At 70.4% G+C, this 14,723-nt stretch carries 15 protein-coding genes; 8 read left to right on the forward strand and 7 right to left on the reverse strand.

The window, feature by feature from the left end; translation table 11 throughout:
- Positions 1 to 20: 20 nt before the first annotated feature.
- Positions 21 to 965, forward strand: a complete 945-nt coding sequence (locus FHR38_RS25820; protein WP_184537086.1) for a serine protein kinase RIO — start codon at positions 21 to 23, stop codon at positions 963 to 965.
- Between the two features lie 45 nt (positions 966 to 1,010).
- Here the strand turns inward: FHR38_RS25820 and FHR38_RS25825 are convergent, their stop codons facing one another.
- The 4 genes from FHR38_RS25825 to FHR38_RS25840 all read right to left on the reverse strand — a co-directional run bounded on the left by FHR38_RS25825 (position 1,011) and on the right by FHR38_RS25840 (position 4,280).
- On the reverse strand, positions 1,011 to 1,256 hold the full coding sequence (locus FHR38_RS25825; RefSeq protein WP_184537087.1) for a DUF2630 family protein: 246 nt from the start codon (positions 1,254 to 1,256) through the stop codon (positions 1,011 to 1,013).
- A 150-nt stretch (positions 1,257 to 1,406) separates the two neighbouring features.
- A complete protein-coding gene (locus FHR38_RS25830; protein WP_184537088.1) occupies positions 1,407 to 2,726 on the reverse strand; it encodes a cytochrome P450 in 1,320 nt (439 codons plus the stop codon).
- A 16-nt stretch (positions 2,727 to 2,742) separates the two neighbouring features.
- Positions 2,743 to 3,609, reverse strand: coding sequence for an SDR family oxidoreductase (locus FHR38_RS25835; RefSeq protein WP_184537089.1), 867 nt, complete (start codon positions 3,607 to 3,609; stop codon positions 2,743 to 2,745).
- 62 nt (positions 3,610 to 3,671) lie between these two features.
- Positions 3,672 to 4,280, reverse strand: a complete 609-nt coding sequence (locus FHR38_RS25840) for a DUF4232 domain-containing protein (protein ID WP_184537090.1) — start codon at positions 4,278 to 4,280, stop codon at positions 3,672 to 3,674.
- 169 nt (positions 4,281 to 4,449) lie between these two features.
- Here FHR38_RS25840 and FHR38_RS25845 point away from each other — a divergent pair, with 169 nt between their 5' ends.
- Both FHR38_RS25845 and FHR38_RS25850 read left to right on the forward strand, forming a co-directional pair.
- On the forward strand, positions 4,450 to 5,073 hold the full coding sequence (locus tag FHR38_RS25845; protein ID WP_184537091.1) for a DUF4291 domain-containing protein: 624 nt from the start codon (positions 4,450 to 4,452) through the stop codon (positions 5,071 to 5,073).
- Positions 5,070 to 5,558: a GNAT family N-acetyltransferase gene (locus FHR38_RS25850; protein WP_184537092.1), complete on the forward strand. Its 489-nt coding sequence runs from the start codon at positions 5,070 to 5,072 to the stop codon at positions 5,556 to 5,558. Before FHR38_RS25845 ends, FHR38_RS25850 begins: the two co-directional genes overlap by 4 nt.
- A gap of 21 nt (positions 5,559 to 5,579) precedes the next feature.
- Here FHR38_RS25850 and FHR38_RS25855 read toward each other — a convergent pair whose 3' ends face one another.
- A complete protein-coding gene (locus FHR38_RS25855) occupies positions 5,580 to 5,948 on the reverse strand; it encodes an ArsC/Spx/MgsR family protein (protein ID WP_184537093.1) in 369 nt (122 codons plus the stop codon).
- Positions 5,949 to 6,099: 151 nt separating this feature from the next.
- Here FHR38_RS25855 and FHR38_RS25860 point away from each other — a divergent pair, with 151 nt between their 5' ends.
- Both FHR38_RS25860 and FHR38_RS25865 read left to right on the forward strand, forming a co-directional pair.
- Complete coding sequence (locus tag FHR38_RS25860) at positions 6,100 to 7,932, forward strand: RNA ligase family protein (RefSeq protein ID WP_312882409.1); 1,833 nt, start codon at positions 6,100 to 6,102, stop codon at positions 7,930 to 7,932.
- Position 7,933: 1 nt separating this feature from the next.
- Positions 7,934 to 10,915, forward strand: a complete 2,982-nt coding sequence (locus tag FHR38_RS25865; RefSeq protein ID WP_184537095.1) for a poly(A) polymerase — start codon at positions 7,934 to 7,936, stop codon at positions 10,913 to 10,915.
- 5 nt (positions 10,916 to 10,920) lie between these two features.
- On the opposite strand, the gene FHR38_RS25870 is transcribed toward FHR38_RS25865, so the two are convergent.
- On the reverse strand, positions 10,921 to 11,799 hold the full coding sequence (locus FHR38_RS25870; protein WP_221449188.1) for a MerR family transcriptional regulator: 879 nt from the start codon (positions 11,797 to 11,799) through the stop codon (positions 10,921 to 10,923).
- Positions 11,800 to 12,151: 352 nt separating this feature from the next.
- Between FHR38_RS25870 and FHR38_RS25875 the strand changes: the two genes are divergently transcribed.
- The 3 genes from FHR38_RS25875 to FHR38_RS25885 all read left to right on the forward strand — a co-directional run bounded on the left by FHR38_RS25875 (position 12,152) and on the right by FHR38_RS25885 (position 13,965).
- On the forward strand, positions 12,152 to 12,328 hold the full coding sequence (locus tag FHR38_RS25875; RefSeq protein WP_184540513.1) for a hypothetical protein: 177 nt from the start codon (positions 12,152 to 12,154) through the stop codon (positions 12,326 to 12,328).
- Positions 12,329 to 12,481: 153 nt separating this feature from the next.
- Complete coding sequence (locus FHR38_RS25880) at positions 12,482 to 12,964, forward strand: MarR family winged helix-turn-helix transcriptional regulator (protein ID WP_184537096.1); 483 nt, start codon at positions 12,482 to 12,484, stop codon at positions 12,962 to 12,964.
- Between the two features lie 11 nt (positions 12,965 to 12,975).
- On the forward strand, positions 12,976 to 13,965 hold the full coding sequence (locus FHR38_RS25885; protein ID WP_184537097.1) for a pirin family protein: 990 nt from the start codon (positions 12,976 to 12,978) through the stop codon (positions 13,963 to 13,965).
- Positions 13,966 to 14,130: 165 nt separating this feature from the next.
- Here FHR38_RS25885 and FHR38_RS25890 read toward each other — a convergent pair whose 3' ends face one another.
- The gene (locus tag FHR38_RS25890) at positions 14,131 to 14,718 is read right to left on the reverse strand and encodes a YflT domain-containing protein (protein WP_184537098.1); all 588 of its coding nucleotides are present in this window, start codon (positions 14,716 to 14,718) and stop codon (positions 14,131 to 14,133) included.
- Between the last annotated feature and the right edge of the window lie 5 nt (positions 14,719 to 14,723).

The following is a 14,723-nucleotide window of genomic DNA, read 5'->3' on the forward strand; positions in this document are numbered from 1 at the left end:
TCGTTCAAGGGGACACCGCTGTGCGTGAGCACGACCAGACTTCATCGGCCTCCCAGCGCCGAGCCCGTGGCAACCGTCGTTTCGACGATGACGAGCCGCGTTTCCTGAAACGGTCCCGGCACGAGCCGGCACCGAGCTTCGACACCAACGCCGACACCGACGAGCCGTCGAGCGGCGACCGCTGGTCCAGTTGGGACCAGGCGGTGACCGGGCCGACCCCGTACCCGGATTGGCTGGTCACCGAATTGGCCGCCGTCGACACCGAACTCGGCGTACTCAAGACCGGCAAGGAAGCCGAGGTGCACCTGATGCGCCGGGGCGTACCCGACACGGACCGGTCCTGTCTGCTGGCGGTCAAGCGCTACCGGGCGGCCGAGCATCGACTCTTCCACCGGGACGCCGGCTATCTGGAGGGCCGTCGGGTCCGCCGGTCCCGGGAGAACCGGGCGATGGAGGGCCGCACCGCCTTCGGACGCCAGATGATCGCCGGCCAGTGGGCGGCTGCCGAGTTCGCCGCCCTGTCCCAGCTCTGGCAGATCGGTGCCGAGTACGGCACCATCGCGGTGCCCTATCCGGTCCAGCTGCTCGGCACCGAGCTGATGTTGGAGTTCGTCGGCGATGCCGCCACGGGCAACGCCGCCCCCAGGTTGGCCCAACTGCGACCCGAACCCACCGAACTGCGCGACCTGTGGCACCAGCTGGTCGACGCGCTGGTCGTACTGGCCAGGGCTGGGCTGGCGCACGGTGACCTGTCGCCGTACAACCTGCTGGTGCGCGATGGTCGGCTGGTGCTCATCGACCTGCCGCAGGTGGTGGACGTGGTGGCCAATCCGCAGGGCGCGGAGTTCCTGGCCCGGGACGTACAGGTGGTGTCCAAGTGGTTCGCGGCCCGGGGGCTGCCGGTCGAGCTGATCGACCCGGGCGAGCTGACCCGGCAACTCCTCGCGGAGGTGGGACTGCGGTGAGCCGCCGACCCTCGCCGGTCGGTCACCGGAGGTATCGTCAGTCGACTACTGGAGGTAGCGCTCGACCTCGGTCTTGCTGGGCGTGTGGGCGGTCTCCGGATCGGCACCGGCCTGTCGGGCCGCCCGTCGCCGACGCAGCAGGTCCCAGCACTGGTCGAGGGACTGCTCCAACTCCCGGAGCCGGTCCCGGTCCTCGTCGGTGCTGCCCTGCGCTGACTGGGCGCTCCCACGCAGCCGGCGTTCCTCGTCGACGAGTTCGGTGATCCGGCTCAGAATCGTGCTGTCGTCCATGACCCGAGCCTGTCACAGGCCCCCGGCCGCCGCCCGGATTCTCCGCGCGCGGCCGGGGCGACCGGCATACGTCCGGCGGCCGGCTCAACTCGGCATACGTCCGGCGGCCGGCTCAACTACCGCTGTCTGGCGTACCCGCGTACGCCTCGGCTACCGCTGGCTGACGTTGGCCAGCACCAGGCGGCTGTTCGGCAGGGTGGGCATTTGCCGCAGACTGACCCGAAGGTCCTGGTCCGGTACGTCGTAGCTCATCCCACTGGCCAGCAGGGTGACGGCGCTCTGGATCAGCTCGATAGTTATCCACTCACCCGGGCAGCGGTGGTTCACGTGATGGTCGCCCCCACCCTGCGGGATCAACGTCCACGGGTCCTCCGGACGGTCCACGAACCGCTCCGGTCGGAACTGGTCGGGATCCGACCAGAGCCGCGGATCGTGGTCCGTACCGTAGAGACCCAGCAGCACCCGCCGACCCTGCGGGAACCGCACCCCGTTCCAGTCGAAGTCGGTCCGGACCCGGGCCACGACGGCCGGGAAGAACGGGTAGAACCGGCGTACCTCCTGGGTGAACCGCCGGGCGACCTCGGGATCGGAGCCGTCGGACAGTTGCTCCCGGCACCGCGGGTGCAGGTGCAGGGCGAGCGCCGCGAAGGTGATGAACCGGTCGACGGCTACCACGGGCCGCAGGATGTTCAGCAACTCCACCGCCGCGACCCGGTCGGGTAACAGTTGCCTGTCCGGCTCGCGATGCTCGGCGAAGGTGTGCCCGTCCGGCTCGCGATGCTCGGCGAAGGTGTGCAGGACGCCGCCGACCGGAGCCGTCAGTTCCCCCCGCCGGACCTGCCGCACGATCTCCGCCAGCCACCGCTCGCAGTCCCGTCGGGCCCGCCGCCCTCGCCAGTAGGCGGGACCGACGGCCGCCGGGGCGGCGATCAGCGCCTGGAGGTCCGCGGTGCGCCGACGTACGTCGTAGGCGGCCAGTGGCACCCCGGCCCATCGGCACACCGCCCGGCACAGCACCCAGGAGACCTCCTCGTAGAGGACGATCGACTGGACCCGTTTCCATCGGTCGAGGGCGGCCTGCCATTCCTGCTCGAAGATGTCGACCAGGTCGCGGATGCTCTCCGGCGTCATGATCGACATGAACATCCGCTTGCGGGACCGATGGGCCGCATCGTCCAGCCCCTGCACCCCGCCCTGCCCGAAGAGCGTCTTCGGCAACCGAGCCGGCGCGGCCCCGGCCCGCTCGAACCGGTCCGGATCGTAGAAGACCTTCGCTGCCTCGGCGCCGACCAGGCACAGGGTGCGTTCGAACAGCAGTCGGGTCTCGAAGACCTCGGAGCCGTACCGGCGGCACCGGTCGGAGATGAAGTCGTATCCGTCCCGGACCAGGGCCAGGGTGCTGTCGAGGCCCCTGGTACGGGGGACCGGCGTGTCCCGGAGGGGTGGCGTGTCCCGGAGGGTCGTTCGCATGATGGCTCCCGTGATCTCAGCCGGGCAGGGTGAGGCCGCCGATGGGGGCGAGCACCTCGCCGCTGTAGTACGACGACAACTGGTTGCTGGCGAAGAAGACGTACGACGGGGCGATCTCGTCCGGCTGTGCCGGGCGGCCCATCGGCACCTGCTGGCCGAACTCCTTGACCTGCTCGGCCTCGAAGGTGGCCGGGATCAGCGGCGTCCAGACCGGGCCGGGGGCGACACAGTTCACCCGGATCCGCTTCTCCATCAGCGACTGAGCCAGCGAGTAGGTGAAGGCGATGATCGCACCCTTCGTGGCCGAGTAGTCGATCAGATGGTCGTTGCCCTTCAGCCCGTTGATCGAGGCCGTGTTGATGATCGCCGACTGCTCCGGCAGGTGGGCCAGGGCCGCCCGGGTCACCCGGAAGTAGCTGTGGATGTTGACGTCGAAGGTGTGTAGCCACTGCTCGTCGCTGATCTCGGTCAGCGAGTCGGCGTTCTGCTGGTAGGCGACGTTGTTGACCAGGAGGTCCAGCCCACCCAACTCACGTACGGTCTGGGTGACCACGTGCTGGCAGTGCTCGGCCTCGGCCAGGTTGCCGGGGATCAGCACACAGCGCCGGCCGGCCGCCTCGACCAGTTCGGCGGTGTGCCGGGCGTCCTTCTCCTCACTGAGGTAGGCGATCGCGACGTCGGCGCCCTCCTTGGCGAAGGCCACCGCGACCGCTCGCCCGATGCCGGAGTCGCCGCCGGTCACCAGCGCGCGCCGGTTTTCGAGGAGACCGCGACCGACGTAGTCGGTCATCTCGTCGCGCGGGTGCGGGTCCATCCCCTCGGTCTGACCGGGGTACGGCTGTTCCTGGGCGGTGGGCAGTGGTGTTTGTTCCGGTGTGCTCATTTTGCGCAGGTACCCCGGCTGATCGGCCGGGAAACGGCGCACGGGTCAGTTCTGCGCGCTGGTCAGCGCGGTGACGAGGGCCCCTTCGGCAGTGTCCACGGGCTGACTCCGAGTCGGCCGGTCGTACCCAGGTCGAGGCCGCCGTCCACCGCCACCACCTGCGGGCTCTGCCCGTCAGCAGGGGCGATCTCCAGGTAGGTGGCGGTCGTCGCGGTCACCGACGCGTCCGTCACCGTGTTGCGCCAGACTACGACGGCCGCTGCTGCCTGGCCGGGTGGCAACTCGACCGGCTTCGGTGCGCCGTCGAAGCCCGTGATGGACGAGGTGATGGCCGAGAAACCATCGAGGACGTCGATCGCCATGGGCTTGTGTTCCGCGTCAAGGACGCGGACCGCCGGATATCCGGTGACCTGGTATGGGTCGTTCCCGCAGTTGATCATCTCCAGGCGGGTCACCCGGAGTCCCATGGCGGCTTCGACCGGACCAGATTCGATCATTACGCCCGCTTCCGGGCAGGCGGGAGTCACGCTGGTGGGGGCGGCCGGAGGGGTAGCGGCAGGGGTCGGCGCGGGCGATTTCGTACACCCGGTCACGAGCACGGTGATCAGGATCAGTGGGCTGAAGAGCCGGATTGACGCTACTCGCCGGGTGCCGACGGATGCCAAGTTCACCGGGTGATTGTCTCGGCCCGACCAGAGCGGCCTGCGGGAAGCCCCGGCCGGTGTTCGGTGCGGCACATCGGGCGTCGCCGACCGACCAGCCCCGGCCCGCGCCGGTGTGCCAACACCCCGGGCGGGAAATCCGCTCGCCCCCGGATCGTCGCGGGCCGACCATGGGTCGGTGAGCAGCGACAACCGCCAGATTCGAGCCGAGTACGACGATTCGACCCTCACCGTCTACCAGGCCTATCCGCCGCACATAGCCGAACCCACGGTAGAGCGAGGGGGATTCCCCGACTGGTACAACCGGGGCCGGATGACCTGGATCAAGCCGTCCTTCCGCTGGATGATGTATCGCTCCGGGTGGGCCACCAAGCCGGGGCAGGAACGGGTGCTGGCGATCCGGATCCGGCGTGACGGCTTCGAGTGGGCGTTGGCGCACGCCGCACTCAGCCACTTCGACCCGCAGCTACACGCCAGCCGGGATGCCTGGCGGAAGTCGCTGCGTGCGTCCCCGGTGCGGGTCCAGTGGGATCCGGAACGGGACCTGCACCTCGCCCCACTGTCGTACCGGGCGATCCAGGTGGGACTCTCCGGTCCGGCGGTCACCCGCTATGTCGACGACTGGGTGACCGCCGTCGAGGACGTCACCGACCTCGCTCACGAGATCCACACCCTGGTCCGACAGGGAGACCTGGCGCAGGCCGCCCGACTCCTGCCGGTCGAGCACGCCTATCCGCTGCCCCCACCACCTGCGATAGGTGCTCGTGTTCATGCACCTCGGCTCAGTAGGGTTTCCACATGAGGATCCGAGCCGCCGACGACGACCGGGACTGGCCGCAGATATTTCCGTTCTTCTCGCGAATCGTCGAGGACGGCGAGACGTACGCCTATCCCGACGGGATGACCGCTGATACGGCCCGATCACTGTGGATGGAGCCGCCCCCGGGGCAGACCGTGGTGGCCGTACGCGGTGACCAGGTGGTGGGTTCGGCGAAGATGGGGCCGAACCGCCCCGGGCGTGGTGCCCACGTGGCAACCGCCAGCTTCATGGTCGACGCGGCCCACCAGGGTACTGGCGTCGGCCGAGCATTGGGCAGCTATGCCGTCGAGTGGGCCCGTGCCGCCGGCTACCACGGCATGCAGTTCAACGCGGTGGTCGAGACGAACAGCGTCGCGGTACGCCTGTGGCTCTCCCTCGGTTTCGAGATCCTCGCCACCGTGCCGGAGGCGTTCGACCACCCGAGGTTCGGCCTCGTCGGCCTGCACGTGATGTACCAGAAGTTCTGACCGGCACCCGGGGCGGTCCGCCTAGCCTGCGCTGCGGCGGATCGCCTCGGCCAGCGCCTCCGGGGTACGACCGACCAGCGCCGAGCCGTCGTCGAGGAGCAGGATCGGCCGCTGGATGAGTTCGGGTGCCTCGACCATCGCCTCGATCCAGCGGTGGGCGTTCGCCTCGTCGCGAGGCCACTGCGCCATGCCCCGCGTTGCCGCCGCCGGTTCGCCGGTGCGGCAGATGTCCCACGGTTGCGCGTCGAGGCGGCGCAACACCTCGGTCAACTCCGCGGCGGTCGGCGACTGCTCCAGGTAGGCCCGTAACCGGTACGGCACGCGTGCCTCGTCCAGCGTGTTCCGCGCACCGGCACACTTCGAGCAGGACGGGTTGTTCCACAACTCCATACCACCGATCCTGCCAGCCGGTCCCGTCCGGCCGGAGCCGGCCCGGTGCGGCCAGCCGAGGGGAGCGGCGGCTATTCGGTGGACCGACGACGCTTGCGCCTCCTACAGTTCCGCGCAGCGTTTCATCGGTCATCGGGGGCAGGGTATGCGGGTGCACTATCCACGTACGCCGCACCTGCCCTGGTCACCCGGGGCAGGGGCGGACGACGTACGGGCCGGGGACCTGTCCGGACTGGTCGGCCGGGAGGTGGTGGTCACCGAGAAGCTCGACGGCGAGAACACCACCATGTACGCCGACGGGCTGCACGCCCGCTCGTTGGACTCCGCGCACCATCCGTCCCGGGCCTGGGTGAAGGCCCTGCACGGCCGGATCGCGCGAACGATCCCCGACGGGTGGCGGGTGTGCGGGGAGAACCTCTACGCCCGACACTCGATCGCCTACCACCAGTTGGAAAGCTGGTTCTACGCCTTCTCCGTCTGGACCGGCGAACACTGCCTGGACTGGGACCGGACGGTACGGTTCGCCCGCCGGCTGGGCGTACCGACCCCACCGGTGTTGTGGCGGGGCAACTTCGACGAGCGGGCCCTACGGAAACTGCGCCTGGACCGCACCCGCCAGGAGGGGTACGTCGTACGGACCGTCGACGGCTTCCACCGGGACGAGTTCGCCCAGCGGGTGGCCAAGTGGGTGCGGCCGGGGCACGTACAGACCGACGAACACTGGATGCTCGCCCCGGTCGTCGAGAACGGCCTGGGGGTGGCCGCCCCGCTGTGGGCGGTGCGCTCCGGAGCCGATCCAGGTCTGTCGTCGCTGCTCGCGGCGGTCGGCGTCGGTACCTCGGAACTGAGCGCGGCGGACGTACCGGAGCCGGTCGCGGTCGCGCGGGCCGAGGCAGGGCTGGTCGACGTCCGCACCCGGCTCGACCTGTTGGGTCGCTGCGGCGATACCCGGTTGGCCGGCGTGCTGGCGGCGCTGTTCCACGGCTGTCACCGATCCTGGTTGGCTCCCCGGCTGGTGGCTCCGCTCGGTATGCCGCTGGCCCGCCGGATCGCCGACCTGGTCGGGTTGCACACCCGGCTGCACCGGCCGTTTCCGGACAATGCGCGTCGAGCCGGCCTGGTCCGGTGGACCGCCGTCGCCGACCTGGGGGTGCTGCACGCGGTCGCCGCCGCCAGCCTGGCCGCCCGAGCTGTCGTCGATGGTTCAGCCCACGCCGACCGCCGAGCTGTCGTCGACGGTTCAGCCCACGCCGACAGTCAAGACGCTGCCGACGCCCGGGAACAGGTCGACTGGTCCGCCCTGTACGCCGAGAAGGCGGGTCTGCTCGGCGAGACGCCGTTGGCGTCCCTCCGGACCGGACTACGGCAGGCGTTGCGCGGGTGCGCCGCCGACGCGGCGGACCGGTGCTGGGCCGAGGCACGGGAGGCGTACGCGCTGGGGCGGGTGACCACCGCCGACTCGGCGGTAGCGGCGACCTGGCGGTGGCGCGACGGCGACTTTCCCCGGCTGGTCCTCATGGTGGGGCCCTCGGGCAGCGGAAAGAGCAGCCTGGCCCGGCGTCTGCCCGGCGTCGACGATGTCGTCTCCCTCGACGACCTGCGCGCCGCCCACGGTTCCCGGGCCGACCAACGGGCGAACGCGGCCATCCTGCACCACGGGCTACGCCAGCTCGACGATCTGCTGACCGATCGGCGAACCGTGGTCTGGGACGCCACCGCGCTGAACCGGCAGCAGCGTTCCCTGGTGCATGCCGTGGCCCGACGCCGCAACGCGTCGACCACCCACGCGGTCCTGCTGGTCCCTGAAGACGTGCTGATCCGGCGTAACGCCGAACGTCTCCACCAGGTGCCGTCAGCCGTGCTGGCCGCACAGCTACGGCGCTTCTGCCCGCCGTATCCGGGGGAGGCGCACCACACCTGGTATGTCGACGCGACTGGGGCGGTCCGCGACGTCGCCGGGACCCTGGCCGGCGAGGAGGACTGAGATGCGGACCAGCGAGGAGATCTACCACCGGATTCGCTGGGATCCGCGCTTCGACCCGGCCCGGTTCGTGCTCGGGATCAACGTACGCGGAGCCTCGCCCAAGCGGGTGCCGCTGCCCGCGTTCGTTCCGGGCGGCGACATTCCCTGGCACCGGGTCCTGTTCATCGAGGCGGACGGTGAGGTGGTCTGGGACCGGTCGGCGGGGGTGGACGACCTCGACTCGTCCCAGCTTGGCCGGGTCCGGCAGCCACGCCTGCTGCGGGCACCCCTGTTCACCGCCCGCTCGCCGTACGTCTGGGATCCGGTCGCGGGTTGGTGCCCGGCGGCGACCAGCCCGACTGGGCGGGTGGCGTCGGCGTCCCCGATGTCGGCGGCGCTGCGGGTGCTGACCTGGAACACGTTGTGGGACCGCTACGACAGCGACCGCATCGACACCGCCCGGCGCAGGCCGCTGCTGCTGGCCGCGCTGGAACGCGCCGACGCGGACCTCATCGCGCTCCAGGAGGTCGAGGTAGACCTGCTCGCCCTGCTGGCCGGCAGCCCGTGGATCCGTTCCCGCTACGCCCTGACCACCGATCCCACGTCCCGTGAGGTCGACGGCGACGGCCTCCTGTTGCTCAGTCGACTGCCGGTACGGGAAGCGGGCCGGCTGCCCCTCGGCCCGTACAAGGCCGTCGTGGCCATCACCGTGGAGTCGGCCGCCGGTCCGGTCGTGGTGGCCACGACCCATCTCACCAGCGACCATGCCGACGATGGTCCGGGTCGGCGGGACGTCGAACTGGCCCGGGTCGCCGAGGCGCTGACCACGGTGGACACCAACCTCATCCTGGTGGGCGACTTCAACGACGGTGGCGACCGACCCGCCGAGGCGCTGCGTCTGCGGGACGCGTGGACCGAGGTGTACGGGTCCGACGACCGCACCCCGACCTTCGACCCGCAGGCCAATCCGCTGGCGGCGGTCTCCTCGCTTTCCGGTCGGGCGGGGCGACTGGACCGCGTACTGCTGCGGGGGCCGGACCTGCGGGTCGCCGACGCGGCCGTACGGGGTGACTCGCCGGCCACCCCGGACAACCTGTTCGTGTCCGACCACTACGGCGTGGCCGTGGACGTGGTCGTTGGTGGGACCCCCGGGGGCAGCGACTACGCCGATGTCCTCGACGCCCATCCGACCGCCCGGACGGCGCTGGTCTGGCTTCCGCCGGAACAGCTCTGGTCGGCGATCCAGGAGATCCGTTCGGCGCATGACCCGCAACTGCACCGATGGCCGCCGCATGTCTCTGTGATGTTCGGATTCGTGCCGGAGGCCGACTTCGAGGCGGCGGTTTCGTTGCTGGTCGATGTCGTGGCGGAGATCGCCCCGTTTTCGGTGCTACTCCGGGGCGTACGCGCCTTTTCGCACGGCGACGACGCGACGGTCTGGCTCGATCCGGCAGCGGCCGGGGCAGCACCGTGGATCGGGCTACGGGACACGGTGGAACGGAGGTTCCCGCGCTGTCGTGGTCGTGGTGCGGGATTCGTGCCGCATCTGAGCCTCGGTCGGTCGCGGAAACCGGATCGGCTCGCCGCTGACTTCGAGGTGCGACTCGGCCACCATCGTGCCCAGGTGGGGGAGCTGGTCCTGTTGTCCCGGCGGGGTGTGGAGCCCATGCGCCCCCGGGCGACCGTCGCTCTCGGTACCGGAGCGGTGCGCTGGGTGGACCAGATCGGTGCCGTGGCTCCGATCGATGTTGTCGCCGGGACGGGCCGGGTCGAACGGCTAGTGGGACGACTACGGGACGCACTGCCGGATGCGGTCGTCCACGTCGTCGGATCTCGCCGGCTGGGCTGTGCGGTGGCCGGCGCGGATCTGGACCTGGTGGTGGCGCTGCCCGATTCGGTGGACCTGACCGAGCTGGCGGTACGGGTGGCAGCCGCGCTGCCGGCGGCGACCGACGTACGACCGGTGGTCGGTGCCCGGGTGCCCGGCCTACGCCTACGCGTCGGCGACCTGGACGTGGACCTGGTCGTCGTCGCCACCGCGGGGATTCCCCCGGTCGAGGCGGTGTCCCGTCGGACGGAGCTGGGGGAGCCGGCGGCGATGGCCCTGAGCGCGGTCAGTGACGCGGAGGCGATCCTCGCTGCGGTGGACGGGAGCCGCGCAGGGGTGGACGAAGGCTCTGCCGGGGTGGACGAAAGCCGCGCCGGGGTCGACGTGAGCCGTCTGCGGTTCGTTCGCCTGGCCCGAGAGGTGAAATCCTGGGCGCGGGCCCGTGGACTCGACTCGGCCCCGTTCGGCGGACTACCCGGCCTGGCCTGGACCATCCTGGCGGCGCGTACGGTCTGCGACGCCGGAGCCATCCCCACCGCCGACCTGCTCGGGCACTTCTTCGGCCAGTGGGCGGCGTGGGACTGGCGTCGACCGATCGCGCTCCGACCACCCCCGGGCGGCGACTCGTCAGGGACCGTCCCCGATTCGCCAGCGTCCGTCCCCGACTCGTCGGACGCAGACCAGGCCCCGGCGGTGTGCGTGCTGACCCCCACGGCTCCGGTCCGCTCCGGTAGCGAGCAGGTCGGGGTCGCCGGGCGGGAACTGTTGACACAGGAGCTCTATCACGCCTGGGAGACCGTGCAGGCGGCGAGCGACGACGGCCGAGATCCCTGGCCGGAGCTGCTGTCGCCACCGCCGTTGCACCGGCGGCACCGAGCGTGGGCGATCGTCACCGTACGGGCCCAGCGGAGTGAGGGGTTCGGCGTGACGTTGGGCCGGGTCCGGGGCCGGATACGGGCACTGCTCGCCGCGCTGGAACGGGCGGGGGTACGGGACGTGCATGCCTGGCCCCGGCCGTTCGAGTACGAGCCGGAGCTGGCCCGCTTCGCGGTCGGGATCGGTCCCGTGCCCCCGGATCCGGCCAGGCTCGCCGAGATCACCGCCCCCTGGACCGCCGGCCTAGCCGGAACCAGTGTCGAGTGGGCGGCCGGTGGCGAGGTGCCGACACTGCGCTGACGCTGTCACGTGCCGGGCAGCACCGGCATCACCACCTCGACCCCTACCGGCTGACCATCCTCGATCAGCCCGATCTGGCGTAGCTGGGGCAGGTCCAGCTCCAGGCCCCGGTTCTCGGCCTCGACCAGTAGCGCCACGACGGCCGGGTGGGTGGCCCCCACGACGGCTGGCATCGGCTCGTCGTGTCGCCACCGGACCACCAGTTCCGGACCTGCGGGGACCTGCCCCACCTCGGTCACCCAGCCGGGCACCGACCAACCGGGTGCCGGTGGACGGGCCACCGGCCAGCAGCAGAGCAGGTCGATCGCCGTACCCTCCTCGGCTGCCGGACGGGTGGTGCTGGCCGTGGGGTCGGCCGACCCGGCGGTCCGGAACGACGACCAGAATGGTCCGGTCGGGGCGTTGTCATCCGCCGACAGTTCTCGCCACAACGCGGCGAAGCCCGCGTTGGCCCGTTCGTCGGCGGCTTCGGGATCGATGTCGTCGGACGCCGGGAGCCGGAGCCGTACGCCGACCCAGTGGGTGCCGGTCGCCGTACGTTCCTGGACCGTCCAGCGCCAACTCTCCGCGCCGAGCACCGGTTCGAGGGCGGCCAGCGCGGCATCTTGTCGTTCCCGTTCGGCGGCGACCTGCGCCCGGTGTCGGGTCAGTACCGGCTCGGCGTCGTCGGGATCGGCCAGGATCCGGGCCGCGTCGGTCAGGGAGACCCCGGCGGCGCGCAGCGCCTTGAGTCGGATCGCCGGGGCCAGCTGTGCGGCGGTGTACCGCCGGTAGCGGGTCCAGGGGTCGACAGCCGCCGGTACGAGCAGTCCGCGCTCGTCGTACAGCCGGAGGGCCTTCACGCTCAACCCGGTCAGCTCCGCGAACTCGCCGATGTTCATCATGCCGACCAGTCTGGGGTCTTCCCCTGGGGCAGGGTCGAATTCGTCTGTCCGGCTGGCCTGGGCAACCGGTGGGGCAGACGGGACTTACCGCCCGACGTGGCGCACCCGCGCGGGTGGCCGGCGGAGAACCCGGGAAAAAGGCGGGGTAGCGCTGGTTTCCGCAGCACCATAGCGGCAACTCACAGCGCAGGTTGCCACATCGACAGGTTGGTGCGGCCGGACCCCGGTCGCCGCCGCCAGCCCGGGTCGATCTTCGCGAGGGGAGAGTCGACGCTGCTCGTCCTGGGTAGGGAACGAGCGGACGTGTGACGACGGCGTGGGTACGAGGCGACCTGGCGCGTCCGGAGAAGACGTGCCCCCCGACATCCCGGAACGAACCAGTGGCGAGGAGGCCAGCATGCCCCCGGAGACGACCAACCCCCAGGTGAACCCTGCAGAAAAGCCGGTGGAGAGTGAACGGGGAGCGCTGGTCGCGGTGCTGGTCATGGTCCTGCTCGGCGTAGCCGGGATCTTCGCGGTCTCCGCGTGACCCTCGCTCGCTCGGGTGGGCCCTGGGGCGACAACTACCCAATCCACTCGAATTCTTAAAAGTTCCAAGAGTGCGTGATTCGAGGCAGCAGGCGTGATCACCGCCTCACGCCGATGAGTGCTTCGAATTTGAAATAACTGCTAGTGTCGAGGCATGACGGAGAGCCTGGACAGTGCGCGGCTGGCTTGCTGGCGCGCCTACATCGAGTCGAGTCAGCGGCTGCTCACCCGCCTGGAGGAGGACCTGCGGGCGACCAGTGAGCTGAGCTTCGCCGACTATCACGTCCTGGTCCTGCTCTCCGAGGTCCCCGGTCAGCGGCTACGGATGGGCGAGCTGGCCAATCGCCTGATCTTCTCGCCGAGTCGGCTGACCTACCAGGTCTCCGCCATGGAGCGGCGGGGGCTGGTAGCCCGGCAGTCCTGTCCCGGGGACCGCCGGGGCAGCGAGGCGGTGCTGACCGCCGCCGGCCTGCTCGCGTTACGCGAGGCTGCCCCGCATCACCTCGCGTCGGTGCGTACCCACTTGATGGACGACCTCGACGACGCGGAGGTTGCCTGCCTGACCCGGGTCTTCGAGCGACTCGGCCGGCGACTCGGCGCCCCCACCACCACAGCATCCGACCTTTCGAACCGCTAGGAGCGACCGCCATGCCTGCTGTCACCGTCCAGGATGTCCTGGTCCTGCCTCGGCTGCCCCAACTGGACCAAACGACCACCCACTACCGTCCCGTGACGCGGGTGACCACCGCCCCCAGCGGCTACGAGGGCGAGGGTTTCCCGGTCCGGCGCGCCTTCGCCGGGGTGCCGATGCGGGAACTCGACCCGTTCATCCACCTCGACCAGATGGGCGAGGTGGACTACGCGCCCGGCGAGCCCAAGGGGACCGCCTGGCACCCGCACCGGGGCTTCGAGACGGTCACCTACATCATCGACGGCATCTTCGACCACCAGGACTCGCACGGTGGCGGCGGCACGATCACCAACGGTGATACTCAATGGATGACAGCCGGCAGTGGCTTGTTGCACATCGAGGCGCCGCCGGAGCACCTGGTGATGAGCGGTGGGCTGTTCCACGGCCTGCAACTCTGGGTCAACCTGCCCCGGGTGGCCAAGATGAGCCCGCCGCGCTACCAGGACATCCGAGGCAAGGAATCCGCCCTGTTGACCAGCCCGGACGGTGGTGCCCTGATCCGGGTGATCGCCGGGGAGATCGCCGGCCATCGGGGACCCGGTTCCACCCACACCCCGATCACGATCAGCCACGTCACCGTCCAGCCCGGTGCGGAGGTGGAGCTGCCCTGGCGTCCCGACTTCAACGCGCTGCTCTACGTGCTCGGCGGGCGCGGTACGGTCGGCCCCGACCGGCGGCCGGTGCACACCGGCCAGCTCGTCGTACACGGGCCGGGTGACGCCCTGCGCTTCGCCGCGGACCGTCAGCAGGACAGCCACACCCCGCAGCTGGACCTCTACCTGATGGGTGGGGAGCCGATCCGGGAGCCGGTGGCCCACTACGGCCCGTTCGTGATGAACACCCGGGACGAGTTGATCAAGGCGTTCGAGGACTACCAGGCCGGTCGGCTGGGCGTCGTTCCCGCCGCCCGGGTGCCGCACACGGACGGTCGATCGCCTCGTCCGTGACGACCTGTCGAGCCGGGACATGGACCACGACGACGCGCCGACATGGACAGGTGCCCGGGCGAATCAACGCCCCGGGCACCTGTTCGTTCCTTCCCAACGGCAGCTCGTTCAGCCGTAGCCGTAGCCGTAGCCGTAGCCGTAGCCGCACCGCTGCCGCTGAGGGAGCTAGTGCGCGGTTGGTGCCGCCTGCCAGTTCATCCGGGTCAGCAACTGCCGGGCCTGGTCGGCGAAGTCAGTGTCGACGGTGACTGCGTACTGGCCCGCTCGTAGTGAACTGGTCGAGGAGAAGTCCCGCTGGCCACCGGTCATGGCATGGGCGATGGCACCGAAGACCGCCCCCCACACCGCACCGATCAGCAGCGCCACGATGATGACCGCGAACCAGTTCGCCGTGGCGAAGATGCCGAAGAGCAGCCCGATGAACAGACCGAACCAGGCACCGGTGGCCGCACCGGCCAAGGCCGCCTTCACGGTCGTCATCCGCCCGAGCACCGTCTCCACCAGGGTCAGGTTGGTGCCGATGATGGCGGTGTGCTCGACGGGAAACCTGTTGTCCGCAAGGAAGTCCACGGCCCGCTGGGCGGATGGGTAGTCAGGATAGGACGCCATGGTGACCGTGGGACGCCCCATGTGTAGCCCACCGTCGCCGCTGGGCATCGAAGGCTGACCGCCCGGTCCGGGTGGCAGGTTAGTCCCACCCGGCATACCCGGCATACCCGGCCAGGCCGTACTCGAAGTCGAGGGTGTGGTCATTAGTC

Source organism: Micromonospora polyrhachis, assembly GCF_014203835.1.
GTDB classification, from domain to species: Bacteria; Actinomycetota; Actinomycetes; order Mycobacteriales; family Micromonosporaceae; genus Micromonospora_H; species Micromonospora_H polyrhachis.

Bases quoted from the DNA above. Each gene is read 5' to 3' on its own strand.
- FHR38_RS25825 (WP_184537087.1), bottom strand. From the start codon at position 1,256: ATGGACGACAGCACGATTCTGAGCCGGATCACCGAACTCGTCGACGAG.
- FHR38_RS25830 (WP_184537088.1), bottom strand. From the start codon at position 2,726: ATGCGAACGACCCTCCGGGACACGCCACCCCTCCGGGACACGCCGGTC.
- FHR38_RS25835 (WP_184537089.1), bottom strand. From the start codon at position 3,609: ATGAGCACACCGGAACAAACACCACTGCCCACCGCCCAGGAACAGCCG.
- FHR38_RS25850 (WP_184537092.1), top strand. From the start codon at position 5,070: ATGAGGATCCGAGCCGCCGACGACGACCGGGACTGGCCGCAGATATTT.
- FHR38_RS25855 (WP_184537093.1), bottom strand. From the start codon at position 5,948: ATGGAGTTGTGGAACAACCCGTCCTGCTCGAAGTGTGCCGGTGCGCGG.
- FHR38_RS25865 (WP_184537095.1), top strand. From the start codon at position 7,934: ATGCGGACCAGCGAGGAGATCTACCACCGGATTCGCTGGGATCCGCGC.
- FHR38_RS25870 (WP_221449188.1), bottom strand. From the start codon at position 11,799: ATGATGAACATCGGCGAGTTCGCGGAGCTGACCGGGTTGAGCGTGAAG.
- FHR38_RS25880 (WP_184537096.1), top strand. From the start codon at position 12,482: ATGACGGAGAGCCTGGACAGTGCGCGGCTGGCTTGCTGGCGCGCCTAC.
- FHR38_RS25885 (WP_184537097.1), top strand. From the start codon at position 12,976: ATGCCTGCTGTCACCGTCCAGGATGTCCTGGTCCTGCCTCGGCTGCCC.
- FHR38_RS25890 (WP_184537098.1), bottom strand. From the start codon at position 14,718: ATGACCACACCCTCGACTTCGAGTACGGCCTGGCCGGGTATGCCGGGT.